This is a genomic window from Gluconobacter sp. Dm-62, from assembly GCF_018256155.1.
Classification (GTDB): Bacteria; Pseudomonadota; Alphaproteobacteria; order Acetobacterales; family Acetobacteraceae; genus Gluconobacter.
On sequence record NZ_JAERLY010000002.1, the window covers coordinates 419080 to 433433 of the forward strand.

Annotated in this window: 15 protein-coding genes; 5 read left to right on the plus strand and 10 right to left on the minus strand. The window is 61.9% G+C overall.

From position 1 onward, the window contains the following. The 5 genes from hisF to hisB are packed head-to-tail and all read right to left on the minus strand — an operon-like array spanning window position 1 to window position 3731. Window positions 1-762: an imidazole glycerol phosphate synthase subunit HisF gene (gene hisF / locus JK202_RS03720; RefSeq protein ID WP_211558288.1), complete on the minus strand. Its 762-nt coding sequence runs from the start codon at window positions 760-762 to the stop codon at window positions 1-3. Beyond that, the gene (gene hisA / locus JK202_RS03725) at window positions 756-2114 is read right to left on the minus strand and encodes a 1-(5-phosphoribosyl)-5-[(5-phosphoribosylamino)methylideneamino]imidazole-4-carboxamide isomerase (RefSeq protein WP_211558290.1); all 1359 of its coding nucleotides are present in this window, start codon (window positions 2112-2114) and stop codon (window positions 756-758) included. The genes hisF and hisA overlap by 7 nt, the downstream gene beginning before the upstream one ends. Continuing rightward, complete coding sequence (hisH, locus tag JK202_RS03730; RefSeq protein ID WP_211558291.1) at window positions 2111-2749, minus strand: imidazole glycerol phosphate synthase subunit HisH; 639 nt, start codon at window positions 2747-2749, stop codon at window positions 2111-2113. The genes hisA and hisH overlap by 4 nt, the downstream gene beginning before the upstream one ends. Then, window positions 2734-3138 carry a hypothetical protein gene (locus tag JK202_RS03735; RefSeq protein WP_211558293.1) on the minus strand — a complete coding sequence of 135 codons (405 nt, stop codon included), beginning with the start codon at window positions 3136-3138 and terminating at the stop codon, window positions 2734-2736. The genes hisH and JK202_RS03735 overlap by 16 nt, the downstream gene beginning before the upstream one ends. Beyond that, window positions 3135-3731 carry an imidazoleglycerol-phosphate dehydratase HisB gene (gene hisB / locus JK202_RS03740; protein WP_211558295.1) on the minus strand — a complete coding sequence of 199 codons (597 nt, stop codon included), beginning with the start codon at window positions 3729-3731 and terminating at the stop codon, window positions 3135-3137. Before hisB ends, JK202_RS03735 begins: the two co-directional genes overlap by 4 nt. A 211-nt stretch (window positions 3732-3942) precedes the next feature. Here hisB and JK202_RS03745 point away from each other — a divergent pair, with 211 nt between their 5' ends. Genes JK202_RS03745 through JK202_RS03755 form a run of 3 tightly spaced genes read left to right on the plus strand, consistent with a single transcriptional unit; the run spans window position 3943 to window position 6788 of the window. After that, on the plus strand, window positions 3943-4545 hold the full coding sequence (locus JK202_RS03745) for a nitroreductase (protein ID WP_211558297.1): 603 nt from the start codon (window positions 3943-3945) through the stop codon (window positions 4543-4545). 4 nt (window positions 4546-4549) lie between these two features. Then, on the plus strand, window positions 4550-5734 hold the full coding sequence (gene ubiM, locus JK202_RS03750; protein WP_211558305.1) for a 5-demethoxyubiquinol-8 5-hydroxylase UbiM: 1185 nt from the start codon (window positions 4550-4552) through the stop codon (window positions 5732-5734). A 40-nt stretch (window positions 5735-5774) separates the two neighbouring features. Then, entirely contained in the window at window positions 5775-6788 is a 1014-nt protein-coding gene (locus tag JK202_RS03755) for a zinc-binding alcohol dehydrogenase family protein (protein WP_211558306.1), read from the plus strand. A 34-nt stretch (window positions 6789-6822) separates the two neighbouring features. Here the strand turns inward: JK202_RS03755 and JK202_RS03760 are convergent, their stop codons facing one another. From JK202_RS03760 to JK202_RS03770, 3 genes are all read right to left on the minus strand, one after another. Then, on the minus strand, window positions 6823-7308 hold the full coding sequence (locus tag JK202_RS03760; protein ID WP_211558308.1) for a hypothetical protein: 486 nt from the start codon (window positions 7306-7308) through the stop codon (window positions 6823-6825). Between the two features lie 93 nt (window positions 7309-7401). Beyond that, complete coding sequence (locus JK202_RS03765) at window positions 7402-9828, minus strand: DUF3772 domain-containing protein (RefSeq protein ID WP_211558315.1); 2427 nt, start codon at window positions 9826-9828, stop codon at window positions 7402-7404. A gap of 153 nt (window positions 9829-9981) precedes the next feature. Continuing rightward, window positions 9982-11055 carry a quinone-dependent dihydroorotate dehydrogenase gene (locus JK202_RS03770; protein ID WP_211558317.1) on the minus strand — a complete coding sequence of 358 codons (1074 nt, stop codon included), beginning with the start codon at window positions 11053-11055 and terminating at the stop codon, window positions 9982-9984. A gap of 127 nt (window positions 11056-11182) precedes the next feature. On the opposite strand from JK202_RS03770, the gene JK202_RS03775 reads away from it, so the two are divergent. Continuing rightward, entirely contained in the window at window positions 11183-11422 is a 240-nt protein-coding gene (locus tag JK202_RS03775; protein WP_211558319.1) for a hypothetical protein, read from the plus strand. 3 nt (window positions 11423-11425) lie between these two features. On the opposite strand, the gene JK202_RS03780 is transcribed toward JK202_RS03775, so the two are convergent. Further along, window positions 11426-12277 (minus strand): sugar phosphate isomerase/epimerase, encoded by an 852-nt coding sequence (locus JK202_RS03780; RefSeq protein WP_211558321.1) that lies wholly within the window; start codon window positions 12275-12277, stop codon window positions 11426-11428. Between the two features lie 4 nt (window positions 12278-12281). Beyond that, on the minus strand, window positions 12282-13091 hold the full coding sequence (locus JK202_RS03785; RefSeq protein ID WP_211558323.1) for an alpha/beta fold hydrolase: 810 nt from the start codon (window positions 13089-13091) through the stop codon (window positions 12282-12284). A 130-nt stretch (window positions 13092-13221) separates the two neighbouring features. On the opposite strand from JK202_RS03785, the gene dusB reads away from it, so the two are divergent. Beyond that, on the plus strand, window positions 13222-14337 hold the full coding sequence (gene dusB, locus JK202_RS03790; RefSeq protein WP_211558331.1) for a tRNA dihydrouridine synthase DusB: 1116 nt from the start codon (window positions 13222-13224) through the stop codon (window positions 14335-14337). The last annotated feature ends 17 nt before the right edge of the window (window positions 14338-14354 follow it).

Here is a 14354-nt window from a genome sequence, read left to right on the forward strand (position 1 = left end):
TTACTCTCCAAGCCTGACCGGCAGACCGGCCTTGTTCAGCGCGTTCTTGACTTCATCGATGCGGAACTGACCGAAGTGGAACACACTTGCCGCCAGAAGGCCACTTGCGCCGACTTCAGCGCCTTCCACGAAATGCTGTAGTTCGCCCACGCCACCCGAAGCGACGACCGGGACGGTCACGGCGTTGCAGACCGCGCGCAGAAGGTCGAGGTCAAAGCCTGCGCGGGTGCCGTCGCGGTCCATGCTGGTAAGCAGGATTTCGCCTGCGCCCAGATCCTGCATTTTCCGCGCCCACTCCACGACGTCTAGCCCCGTGGGTTCGCGGCCGCCCTTGGCATAGACTTCCCAGCCGCCCCGTCCATTGGATCGTGCGTCAATGGCGACGACGATGCACTGGCTGCCAAAGCGTTCGGAAGCTTCGCGGATCAGCTCCGGATTTTTAATGGCCGCCGAATTGACGGCACATTTGTCTGCACCCGCCAGAAGCAGGCGGCGCATGTCTTCGCAGGTGCGCACGCCACCGCCCACGGTGAGAGGCAGGCAGATGGCCTCAGCCGTGCGGCGGACGACGTCGAGGATGGTGTCACGGTTTTCGACGCTTGCCGTGATGTCGAGGAACGTGAGTTCGTCGGCGCCAGCAGCATCGTAGAGCTTAGCCTGTTCGACGGGGTCACCGGCATCGCGCAGGGAGACGAAGTTTACGCCTTTGACGACGCGACCATCCTTGACGTCCAGGCATGGAATGACGCGGAGTTTCAGCATGAACCGAGGACGTCCAGCGCGTCTTTGAGCGAGATGCGACCATCATACAGGGCACGACCGACGATGGCGCCGGAGATGCCGGGCACCTCGCGAGCAACATCGCGCAGGGCCTTGAGGTGTTCCAGGCTGCCAACGCCGCCGCTGGCGATGACGGGGATGGACAGGCGACGGGCCATGTCGGCGGTCTGGTCCAGATCCAGCCCGGCCAGCATGCCGTCGCGGGTGATTTCGGTGAAGATCACGGCGGCGACACCGGCATCTTCCATGCGCAAAGCGAGGTCGTTGGCTTCCAGTTCGGAGACTTCGGCCCAGCCTTCGGTGGCGACGCGGCCCTGTCGGGCATCAATGCCAGCCACGATCCGGCCCGGGAAGGCGCGGGCAGCCTGTCGGACTAGTTCGGGGTCCTTGACGGCCACGGAGCCGAGAATGACGCGCGAGACACCCGCTTCGAGCCAGCGTTCAATGGCGGCCATATCCCGGATGCCACCGCCGAGCTGTACGGGAAGGCTTGTGGCCTTCACGATGGATTCAATGGCCGGGATATTGGTGGAACGACCCGCGAAGGCACCGTTCAGATCAACGACATGCAGATGACGGCAACCGGCTTCGGCGAAGAGCTTGGCCTGTGCTCCGGGATCGTCGGAATAATGGGTGGCATCTTCCATTTCGCCGCGGCGCAGGCGGACGCAGGCGCCGTCCTTGAGGTCGATAGCCGGGTAGAGCGTCAGGCCATGTGCCGGAGCTGCTGCCTGGGGTTCAGCGTTATGGCTGGACACCGAGGCGCTGGCATCAGGCATAGCGATGCTCGACTGCCAGCGGGCGGCCTCGTTCTCGTTTGCCAGAAGTTTTGAGAGAAAAAGTCCGCGCACCGTCTGCCCTCCGATCCGTGCATAATAGGGATGGGTGCCCCAGTGTTCGAAACCGAACGCCCGGAACAGCCCGATAGCGGCGACATGCGTTTCGCGGATGTCGCAGTTTACAACCTTGCAGCCAATGGCTCTTGCGCCCTTGAGCATGCCTTCCAGCAGTGCATGACCCAGACCGCGGCCCCGGGCATAGGGCGCCACGAAAAAGCCGGTCAGGTTGGCGGTTGCCGCATGGGCTTCATAACTTGCCGGGGGCCGGACGAGCTGGCCCGCACCGCAGATCACTCCGTTCTCACGCACGACGTAGAAGCTGCGCTCCGGCACGAGCAGCAGGCCTTCGAAATAACGCGCCAGAGCCTGATGACCGGGGGGCTGGAGCCACCCGAAGCCGCCACCATCCAGAATGCCAGCAGACGTGGCTTCGATCAGGGCATCAAGATCTTCAGGCGAGAAAGACGAGACAACCCGTTCGCATGTGATCGTCATGAGGTCCACCGCAGGAAGTTGCCGAGGATGGTCAGGCCGACATCCTGGCTCTTTTCAACGTGGAACTGCGTGCCGCAGCGATTGCCGCGTGCGACGATGGCCGGGACCTGCGTGCCGTACTGCGCGGTTGCGACCAAGTCGCTGTCCGCGCCATCATGCAGCGCATAGGAATGAACGAAATAGCCGTGATTGCCGGGCGTGAGACCATCCGTCAGGAGATGCGCGCCCGGCGTGAAGTCCAGCGTATTCCAGCCCATATGCGGCAGGCGAAGACCAGCACTGGCGGCTTCATCCATGCGGCGGATATTGCCGGAAATCCAGCCCAGCCCTTCGGTGCGGCCATGTTCGAGGCCGTATTCGCACATGAGCTGCATGCCGACGCAGATGCCGAGGAACGGGGTTCCGTTGGCGGTTGCGGTTTCGAGGATGTTACGCAGCTCGGGGCCCAGGCCCTGGGCACAGTCGGCAAAAGCGCCCTGTCCGGGGAGGATCAGGCGGTCTGCGCTCAAGATGTCAGTCATATCGCGCGATATGAGGACGTCGGCTTCGATCCCCTTGCGGGCGGCAGCTTTACGGGTTGCCTGGGCGGCCGAGGCGAGATTCCCGCCATTGTAGTCAATTACGACGACGCGCATGGGAACTCCGGAGATGTGCTGCCGTAAGGGGCGGCGTATTGCTGCTGGTCCATCCAGCGCAGGAGAGCGATGTCCCGGTTGGGGGCTGCGATCGGCATGCCGGTAATACGGCCATTCAGGCGCTGTTCCCATAGGCGGATCTCAGCCGTGAAGCTGGCGAGTACGGCATGGATGGCCACGATCAGGTCGAGCCGGGACCAGAAACCCATGAAAACATGCAGCGTGATCATGGTTGCCGTGGCTGCCAGCATTGCGGAAATCCATGCGCCATACGTCAGAAGGCCAAACCAGCCGAAGAACAGGACGCGCCATGAAAAGCCGTCCTGCACCATGACGGGCATCTGCGGGCCAAGCGCATCCGGCTTTGTGCAGGGAATGTAAAGCTTCACAGCACGCCTTTGGTCGACGGGATGGCGCCTGCCGAGCGGGGATCATGCGAGACTGCGACCTTGAGGGCGCGGGCAACAGCCTTGAAGCCGCTTTCCGCGATGTGGTGGGCGTTGGTGCCCGCCTTGCAGGTCAGGTGCAGGGCGATATGGGCGGACATGGCGAAGGCGCGGAAGAATTCTTCGAACAGCTCCGTGTCCATCGTGCCGATCTTCTCGCGGGGAAAGACGACGTTCCAAGCGAGGTAGGGGCGGCCGGAAATATCCACGACGGCTTCGCACAGGGCTTCGTCCAGCGGCACGAGAGCATGGCCGAACCGCTCGATGCCACGCTTGTCACCAATGGCCTGACGGAAGGCCTGCCCGAAGACGATGCCAACATCCTCGACGGTGTGGTGCCCGTCGATATGCAGGTCTCCCTTGGCCTTCAGCTCAAGGTCGAAACCGCCATGTTTGGCCAGTGCCGTCAGCATATGGTCGAAAAAACCGATGCCGCTGTCCACGTCGGAGCGGCCCTGTCCATCAAGAGTGAGGGCAAGGGTGATGTCGGTTTCGCTGGTTGCGCGATGCAGACGGGCGTGACGGATTTCGTTCATGACGTTCCTGCTACACCAGCGCGGCGCGGATTTCCACGCTGTCTGGTCAACATGCCTGCAAAATTCACGGGCAGACAGCGAGAAAAATCCTGTACGCAGAAGATGCCGATCCGTATCGACCGGGATGGGGCGGCGTCACTATTCCTTGAGAATGGCGGAGTCTGGAAAATGCCCTTGGCGGGGAGGGGAGATCGGGCCATATTTCCTGACTATGGCACATCATCATTCCCCCCTCGACGTCCTTCTCTCCCGCGCCTCGACGGACCATCTCGTCGAGCCTCCGCCGAAGGGGGATGAACTCCGAACCATCCTATCCGCCGGGCTCCGGGCTCCGGATCACGGGAAGATGCGGCCCTGGCGCTACACGGTCATCAAGGGCAAGCATCGCGAGGCTTTTGCCGATCTCGTGGTCGAAGCGATGGGACGGCAGGAGCCTGATGCGCCCGACGCCAAGAAAACCAAGCGTCATCACCGCTTTTCCAACATGCCGATGATCATCGCGCTCGGCATGCATCTGCAGCCGGAGGGGAAGATCCCGGTCGTCGAGCAGGAGATGGCCGTGGCGGCGGGGGCAATGAACGTCCTGAACGCACTGCACGCTGCCGGATTCGGCGGCATGTGGGTGACGGGTCCGTTCTGCGAGGATCGCGTGCTTCTGGAATCGCTGGGTCTGCCCGAGCCGCACCGTCTGGCCGGGTTCCTGTTCGTAGGAACGCCAGCCAAGCATTCGGATGAACGCAAGCGCCCGGACATCGACGACTACATGGCTGTGTGGAAGGGAGACGCTATCAAGTTCCCTGCCGATGCCGGCTGATCTGATGCGTTACGACGTTATTGTGGCCGGTGGGGGGCCTGTTGGTCTGGCCTGCGCCATTTCGCTTGGGCGTGACGGCCGGAAGGTCTGTGTTGTCGAGCGGTCGCCAGCGAATGTGTTGGCCGATCCACCGTTTGACGGCCGGGAAATCGCGCTGACGCATCATGCGTCGGAATGGCTGAAAGCTGTTGGTGCGTGGGAGGAAATCCCTGCGGACAGCATCTGCCCGATGTATACGGCCCGGATTGAGACCGGGAAAACGGGAAATCCGCCGCTTCTGTTCGATGCGCCGACCGATGGTCCTGATGCGCTTGGACATATGGTGGCGAACCACCTGATCCGTCGTGCCCTGTACCGCGTCGCATCGCGAACGCCGGGTGTGGACATCAGAGCCGGGGAAAGCATTGCCAGCTCCTGGCATGATACGCGGTCGGCTGGTGTGGTTCTGGCAAGTGGGGAGCGGATCGAGGCCGATCTGCTGGTTGCGGCGGACGGGCGCTTCTCGCGTCTGCGGACCGAGGCCGGGATCGGCGCGATCGTGCATGATTTCCAGCGTAATATCATGGTCTGCCGCCTGCGGCATCCGGAGCCCCATGCCAACACGGCGCTCCAGTGGTTTGACGAAGGGCAGACGATCGCTCTTCTGCCGGTTGCACCTGACGGGCGGCCCGGAGCATGCTCATCGCTGGTTCTGACGCTGGAGCCGGATGAAATCGCGCGTCTCAAGGCGCTGGATGGCAAGGCTTTCAGCGAGGATATCACTTCCCGAACACAGGGTCGGATGGGGCAGATGACGCTGGAAAGCGCGCGCTGTGTCTATCCCCTCAAGGCAGTTTATGCCCATCGTTTCCAAGCACCGCGCCTTGCCCTGATCGGGGATGCGGCTGTGGGGATGCATCCCATTACGGCGCATGGGTTCAATCTGGGGCTGAAGGGGCAGGAAGTTCTGGCCCGGGCGATTGCGGACGGTCCGGGGGATGCGGGCGATCCGTCTGTTCTGTCGCGTTTCGAGCGCACGCACCGCCTTTCAACGGCGCCGCTCTTTGCAGCAACCAATGCGATTGCGACGGTTTATACCCGTGACGAAGCGCCGTTCCTGATGGCGCGCCGGGCCGGGTTGGCAGTTGCTAACCGGCTTCTGCCCTTCAAGGCCGCGGTGACGAATATGCTGATGGACCGTCAGGGCTGAAGCATTCGCTTTCGGCTCGCTGGATTGAAGGATCATTCCGATGAAAGCTTTCGGGCACAGACGTGCGACCCGCATGGACGAGGCGGATGCGCTGGTCGAACTCGACATTCCAACCCCTGTTCCGGGGCCGCGGGACGTTGTTGTGGAAATCCGGGCAGTCTCGGTCAATCCCGTCGATACCAAGCTGAGGTCGATGGATCCGCCGGATGATGAGCCTCGGGTTCTGGGTTATGACGCGGTGGGCACCATCGTTGCGACGGGTGGCCAGGTCCGGGGTTTTCGGGCCGGGGACCGGGTCTTTTATGCAGGCACGGCCAATCGGCAGGGGAGTGATGCGCGGTTTCAGGCTGTTGATGAACGTCTGATCGCGCTGGCTCCGAAGAGCCTGTCAGATGCAGAAGCTGCCGCCTTGCCTCTGACGGCCCTGACGGCCTGGGAGTTGCTGTTCGACCGGCTTGGTGTGCGGCTGGGTGAGATGGAAAACCCGGATGCAATCATGATTGTTGGCGGGGCTGGTGGCGTGGGATCGATCCTGACGCAGATTGCGCGCCGTCTGACGGGTCTGACGGTTATTGCCACGGCGTCCCGTCCGGAGACAACGGACTGGTGCCATGCGATGGGCGCGCATCATGTCATTGATCATCGCCGTCCGCTGGATCAGGAACTGGCGCGAATTGGGATTCCGCAGGTGCGTTATGTTGCGGGTCTGACGGCCTCGGGCGAGCATCGGGACGCGATCGTGCGTTCTCTGGCGCCGCAGGGGGCGCTGGCTCTGATCGACGATCCGGGCGAATTCGACATCATGCCCTTCAAGCGCAAATCCCTTTCGGTGCATTGGGAATACATGTTTGCCCGCCCCATATTCGAGACGCCGGACATGCCGGTGCAAGGTCGGATTCTGGGACAGGTTTCCTCTCTTGTAGAGGCGGGTCTTTTGAAGACGACCCTGCATGAAGTGCTAGGGCCGATTAACATTGCCAATCTGCGTCGGGCGCATGAAATGCTCGAAAGCGGCAAGGGTATTGGAAAGGCCGTGCTCTGCGGCTTTGAATGATGAGCCACTGGGCTGACGGGTCAGGAGTGGCCCGTCAGTTGAAATGTGCCCGTAGCAGCGGGGTGGACGAGATGCAGAGCATGATCAGTCCAAACAGCGCCATAACCTTGATAACGAAAAAGCAGGCGTGGTGGCGGGCATCCGCTCCGGTAGCCAGCATCATAAACGGGTCGGGATCGGGAAAGCCGGTCTTGCTGCCGATCTGGACGAGTTCCAGTGCGCGCTGTCGCGTTGCGGCTGCCTGAGCGCGGCGGCGTATCATTTCTGTGCCAGAGATATCGGCTTTTTCGTGCAGGGCCGTGAGGTAGAGTTCCAGGTCTTCGCGGCGATAGGCCACTTTGCCGTCCGGAGTATTGGCGCGTGCGGGGCCTGTCCCGAGCAGGGAGAGCAGTTTCATTCTGCGTTCCGGCAAACCGAGATGAGCAGCAGCTTCCGCCATGGAAAGCGTTTTGGACCGGACGGGCAGGTGAAAGACCTGACCGGGCGTTTTGTCTCCGGAAATATGTGTCGGGGATGGCATCGGTGTGGATCCTGGCCTCGCTGGACAGACTGACCTTAAGACCAGTCCGCCGGGAAATCGAGTATTTCCCGGAGTCCCGGAAGTATTTTCCGATCAGGCTGTTGTGATAGCGACGTCTTCGGCATGGAAACGGCGGAAGACGTCAAAAAGAATGGAATCCTGAACACTGCCCCCGTCGCGAGCCGAGATGAGTGCGACGCTCAGGGTCATGGTCAGACTGTCGCCGGCAATCGCGCTAACACGGACTTTTGGCGACGGCGTTGCGAGGACTTCGTCACGTTGGGCCGCGACTTCCAGCAGCATGGCCTTCGCCTTGTCCGGATCGGTCGTCAGAGGAATCTTGAATGTCAGGGTCAGAACGCCGGTTGCGCCGCTCAGCGTCGCATTCTTGATGCTGGTGGTGATGAACTGGGAGTTCGGAACGATCATGGTCGAGCCGTCGCTCAGGCCGATATCAGTAGCGCGGATACTGATGCGTTTAACGTCGCCACGTGTACCAGCAATCTCGACCATGTCGCCGACGCGCACGGGACGTTCCGCCATGAGAATCACGCCAGAGACGAAGTTCTGCACAATGGATTGCAGACCAAAACCGATACCAACCGAGAGCGCACTGACGACCCATGTCAGATTCTGGACGGACACACCGGCGATGGACAGGATGCCGAGTCCCACGAGAATCCAGGAGCAGTAAGTGAAGATGCTGAGGATCGAAGTGCGGCTGCCGATGTCCAGACGTGTCGTGGGGAAGAAGCGGTCCCGCAGCCAGGAGCGCGTTTGCCGGATTGCGTAATAGGCGACCACGACGAGAACAATGGCGAGAACCACCGTATCCAGGGAGATTTTCACGCCATGGATGGTGTTGCCAACAAACAGCAGCCAGAGCCGGTTGGTAATGTCGGCGACGCTAAAGCTGCCGTCCGTCTGGGCGATGGAGAACAGCAGCAGCAGCAGCAGAACGTTCCCAAGTCCGGAGAGGATCACGCCGATCTGTGACAGGCGGCGCTGCGTCAGTCCAAGCTGGACGAGACGCAGGCTGAAGAACCCACCTTCGGAGAACAGTCGCTCCAGCACATCGCGCCAGCACAGACCCAGAAGTGTCACGATGGCGACGCCCGTTCCCAGCGAGAGCAGCCAGCCATTGAGCGTGAAAGCAAAGGCCACATAGCCCAGCATGATGGAAATAACCGTGACGGCCAGAAGCAGGCTGGAGACGCCCAGTGCAGAGGGTGCGAAACCGCGGGTGTCGTTCTGGTTGCTGAGCCTGCGGAATGTATCCACGGCGCAGGCAGCAATGGCGATAGAGAAGGCGATTTCCAGCAGGAGCTGAAGTGTCTGCCCGAAAGCATCCTGAGCCTGAAACGCACGAAGCAGGTCCAGCAGAAGGATGCTGATCGCAAGGATCCAGTCCACGCCACGAAGCGCCTTGCGCTCGCCGGGATTGCCCTGAGCCAGCACGCCGCTGCGCCCGAAGACAGGTAATCCGGCGCCAATAATGAAGCCGCAGACGGGGACGGTTTCCCCAATGATCGCAGCGATCGGGCCGCCACCATCTGGAAGGGCCGCAGCAGCCCAGATGAACCAGACGAGAGTAGCGATCAGGGCTTCCAGCGCGCCATTGAGCGTGATGGCGATGATGCTTGCAGAGAGAGCTTCCTTCACGCTGTCTTCGGTAGCGGGACGGAAATGCGCACCACAGCGCTTGAGCAGACGCAGGATCAGCGGGGAGCTGAGACCGATGGCCACGAAGGTAATCGCACAGCCGATCAGAAGATAAAGCCAGTCTGACAGAACACCGCCCGCATGCAGCGAATAGCGGTTTTCGGCGCGCTCGGTCAGCAGCGTGTTCCAGAAGCGCGGGGCGAGGGGCGACACCGTGCGTTCGGACAGGGCAGCGTGTTGCAGGCGCGTGCGGCGGGCATTGATGGCGGTGTTGAGCTGCTGGGCCTGAAGATTATAGAGCTTGGCCCGCATCAGCGCCGATTTTACGGCCTGTGAATTCTGCTGCATCCGCTGGCGCTGCGAGGTGACGGACGCGTCCTCGTTGTCAGCGGCCTTGGGGCCAAGAATTTTCAGAAAAGATTCGGTGATGTTGTCATAGGACTGGATCTGCGTGACCGCGTCCTGTGTGTTCTGCTGCACCTTCTGGACCTGCGACGACAACTGGTCGAGTTCGCTGTTGCCCGTGTTGCTGTCCTTGCGGTTCAGGGTAGTGAACACCTGCCGCAGTACCGTGGCACTATCATCAAGCTGGTGGTCGATGGATGCAGAAACCGCGTTCCAGCCGAGCCCGGAGTTGGCCGGATCGGACTGCTGGGTTTTTGACGTATCTTTTGGTGCATCTTTGGACGGAGCCGCGGTGGTCTGTGCTGCCGCCAGCGCCGGGCCGGAGGGCGCCGTCACACCTGCGCAGAGCAGTCCGAACGCGAGAAACAGAACGCCCAGCATATGTCCACAAGTCGTTCCGGGGCGCGGGCTGCGGAGATGTGAAGAGCCGCGCGCGGCAGGCCGTGTGGTCATGCGAGGTTGTTCCATTCAGTGTCTTGGTGGGTTTTCAACGGTTTGCAGAGGCAGGGGTTCGATTGCCGCTGTATTGCAGGACCGAGGGATATGAAAAAGGGCACCTTTCCGGGGAAGGAAAGATGCCCTGAATCGCGAACCGGAAGGTCAGAGTCAGTTCGGTCGGTCAACGCCATGGGCATCGGCGATGGACTCGAAACCGTCGCGGCGCATGGCTTCGAGCAGTTCCGTTTTCATCCGGGTCAGGATGCCCGGGCCCTGAAGCACGAAAGACGAATAGATCTGCACCATGTCCGCGCCCATGCGGATACGGGCAAGAATATCTTCGCCGGTTTCGATGCCGCCGCAGGAAATCAGCGCCAGCCGACCCTTGTTCAGGCTGGAAACGATCCGCAGCACATCCCGCGAGCGTGCGGCGAGCGGCCGGCCGGACAGGCCGCCGGTTTCCCTGGCGGCCGGATCGCGGAGCGTGGCCGGGCGGGCGATGGTAGTGTTGGTCAGGATCAGGCCCTGCGCGCCGCCTTCGATCGCGGCTTCAAGGATGGGCTCGTAGGAGCTGTCATCCAGATCCGGCGCAAGCTTCACCAGAAGCGGCGGCCGCTCGGGATTGCGGGTGTTGATGGCCGCGAGAAGGTCTTTGAGCATCGCTGCCGACTGAAGATCCCGCAGACCTGGCGTGTTGGGTGACGACAGGTTCATCGTAATGTAGTCGGCATAGGGCCGCACGCGGGCCACGAGTTCCGGATAGTCCCGCAGGGGGTCTGATCCGGTCTTGTTGATGCCGATATTCACGCCCAGCGGCACAATCGGGCCGCGCGCCCTGCCATTGGGCATCGGGCGATGCAGACGGGCCAGATGGCGGCAGAAGCGGTTCACGCCGCAGCCATTGAAGCCCATACGATTGATGATCGCGCCATCTTCAACCAGCCGGAACAGGCGCGGACCCGGATTGCCGGGCTGGGGACGGGGAGTGACGGTCCCGGCCTCGATATGGCCGAAGCCCAGCTTTGCCAGCGGGCGGATGGCGCGGGCGTCCTTGTCGAACCCGGCGGCCAGGCCGATCGGATTGGGAAAGCGCAGGCCAAGCGCACGGGTCGAGAGGGCGGGCACGTCCTTCGCGGCCTGACCGCCGAGGCCGAGGGCGAGGGAGTGAATGGCGAGTTCATGCGCCGTTTCGGTGTCGAAGCGGTGCAGAAGCGGGGTGACGAGCGTTCCGAGATCGATCATGAGTCGTTTCCATACCCTAATCCGTGGTGTGACGCATCAGCGTCCCGCCTTCAGGTCCAGATCGTCTGACCACGCCTGATGGCGTTTTGTCTTGGCGGAGGCGCGGGGACACGATAGACGCGAACTCATGTCCGACGTATCCGCCGCTGAATCCTATGATGAACCTTATCTGGAGACATGCTGCCGCTCGACGCTGCACCGGCTTTTGCTGTGTGCTTCGACCGGTCGGCCAACGGGACTGAAAGACCAGCCCTGTCTTGAGCGGTTAGAGCGGCTCGGCCTGTCGGAACTGCGCGATGACGGGCGTTTCGTTATCACGCAGGACGGTCTGAAACGGCACCGTGAGGAAATTGGTCCGATTGACTGAAAATCAGGCGTCGCCACGCCAGGCCTGATCCAACCCCTCGCGGCAGAAGCGGATGACGTCGCCCAGGTCGCGGTCATAGAGGCTGTCGGGTACGTCTGAAGAAAAGATCTCGACTGTGCAGGCGCCGCGGAAACCCGCGTCCCATGTTGCGTGCAGCATTTCATGGAGCGGGATGCAGCCATCGCCAGGGATCAGGCGGTCGGTCGCGGAATATGGCGTGCGCCAGTCGCTGACCTGAAGGACGTTGATCTTGCTTCCTGCAGCGCGAATAGCCGCGCAGACATCCTTCTGCTGCCAGATGTTCCAGTAATCCAGACATAGACCCATGGCGGGGTGGCCGACGCCATCAATGATGTCCATGGCCTGTTCGATGGTCCAGATGGTGCTTTCAGTATTGATGGACGTTGGGTTCAGGGGCTCCAGCGACAGGGAGACGCCGAGGTCATCCGCAAGGGGGCAGAGTTCCTGGAGATAACGGACTGTCTCGTCCATCGTCCGACGCATATTGCCGTGAGGGGCGGCTCCGGTGTTGGTGACGAAGACACTGCCGGGCACATGAGGCGCGAGCGTTTTCAGGCTCTGGGTCAGGCGTGCGACGCGGGCATCGGGCGCTTCAGGCTCCGGAGCCATTGCGCTTCCGAAAAACGTCCGCACGGATGGTTGGACCGCGCTGACGATCAGCCCGCTCTCTTTAACGAGGCGCATCTGCTCTTCAATGCGGTTCGGGTCGAGTTTGGCCGCGCAGATCTCGATCGCATCCACGCCAAGTTCCCTGTAGCGGGCGACGTCTTCCTCGAATGACCAGGGCTGGGTCGTGAATTCGTTCATGCCGAAGCGGAAGGGGAGTGTCGTCATGGGATCAGCTCTTCAGGAAGTCGAGAACGGTGCGGTTGAACTTCTCGGTCTCGTCGAGAAAAACCATGTGCGCGCTGTCCTCGAACTCCACGCCCGTGCAGTTGGGCATGTGCTGCGCCACCCAGGCGGGACCGTCCGGATTCAGAACCTTGTCCTTGCGGGCAATCATCATGAGGGCAGGGAGCGTGAAGCGGGGCAGCACGTCGCGCCAGTCCTGCGTGGTGTGATCCGCCATCATGGCGCTGCGGGCATAGGCCGGGCTTTGCGCCATTTCCCGCAGCAGCAGCGCTTTCTCGTCTTCGGGCAGTGGGCGGCAGATGCAGCTTTCCAGATTGGTTCTGTCAAACTCTTCCGGTGTCAGGGTGAGCTGCTGCTGCACGGCTGTTAGGCCGGACTGATCGAAACAGGCGGCATGGCCGAGCTTCCAGTCCGCAGAATAATATTGCTTCGGGGTTTGCTGGACGAAAATGGCGTTGCGGATGCGCTCTGAGCCGAACAGCTCCAGATACGACCAGATGATCGGGCAGCCGATTGACCAGCCCAGAACCGTGACGTCCTGAAGGTTCAGTGCGACGAGCAGATCCCGCAGATCGGCGGCCAGCCGGGCGATGCGATAGCCGTGCTGCGGCTTTTCAGAGCGTCCATGCCCCCGCAGATCCACGGTGATGACGCGGGCCTGTTCCGAAAGCGGCCCGACATTGCGGTGAAAGAAACGTCCCGAAAACGTCCAGCCGTGAAGCATGACAAGCGGGCGGCCATGTCCCTGTTCCTCGTAATGGATACGCGTTCCGTCGCTGGTCGTGATGTGCGGCATGGTCTTCTCCGTGGGCTGATGGTGGGCAGATGCGTGGAGACTGTGTGGGGATAGCGCACGGACAGGGGGCGGGGTTGCGTGCAAAGGAGCGTTTGCGCTTGCGGGGACGGGCCGCTAAATTGACCCTGCCATGACTGCTTCCGCTCCTACCGCCGCCCCCGATCCGTCTGCTGCAGCACCTCCGAACCGCGTTCTGAAACCCATTGATCTGGGGCAGGGCGTGGTGATCGAGGATCCGGTGATTCTGGCTCCCCTGTCGGGCGTGACGGATCTGCCGTTCCGCCAGCTTGCCCGCGATCTGGGGGCGGGGCTTGTCGTGTCGGAAATGATCGCGTCCTGGGCGATGATCCGTGAGAACGAGAACACCATGCGCATGGCGCGGATGGCCGAACGCGGACCGAATGCGGTTCAGCTTGCCGGATGTGACCCTGAAGCCATGGCGCAGGCCGCAAAGATTTCGGTGGATGGGGGCGCGAACCTCATCGACATCAATTTCGGCTGCCCGGTGAAGAAGGTGGCGATCGGGCAGATGGCCGGGTCTGCGCTGATGCGGGACGAGGTTCTGGCAGGGAAGCTGCTTGAGGCGACGGCGCGGGCCGTTAATGTTCCGGTGACGCTCAAGATGCGTATGGGCTGGGACCACAATTCGCTCAATGCGCCGCGTCTGGCGAAAATTGCGGAAGAGAGCGGAATCCGGCTTGTCACGGTTCATGGTCGCACCCGGCAGATGTTTTATAACGGCATGGCAGACTGGCGTTTTGTGAAGACGGTGAAGGACGCGGTTTCGCTACCGGTCATCGTTAATGGCGACATCAACACCATCCGTGATGCGCGTGAGGCGTTGCACCAGTCTCAGGCCGATGGCGTCATGATTGGGCGTGGATGTTACGGACGGCCGTGGTTTACGGCGCAGGTGGCACAGTCCCTGCGGACCGGCGAGGATGTGCCGGACCCGGATCTGGCGACCGAAAAAGAGATCGCCCTGCGGCATTACCGGATGATGCTCGACCATTTCGGTGAGCGGCCGGGCCTGCGGCTCGCACGCAAGCATGTGTCCTGGTATTCCGCGGGGCTGCCAGGGTCTGCGACGTTCCGCTCAACCATCAACGGCGTGGACACTGCAGCTGAAGCCATCGCACTGCTTGAAGGGTTCTACGATCGCCATATTGAAGCGGGTGTCGTCCGCAACCGTGAGGCTGGACCAGCAGGCAGCCTGAGCCGTGATGGTACGCGTGAGGCTGCCTGAGGCTGTGCGGAACAGGA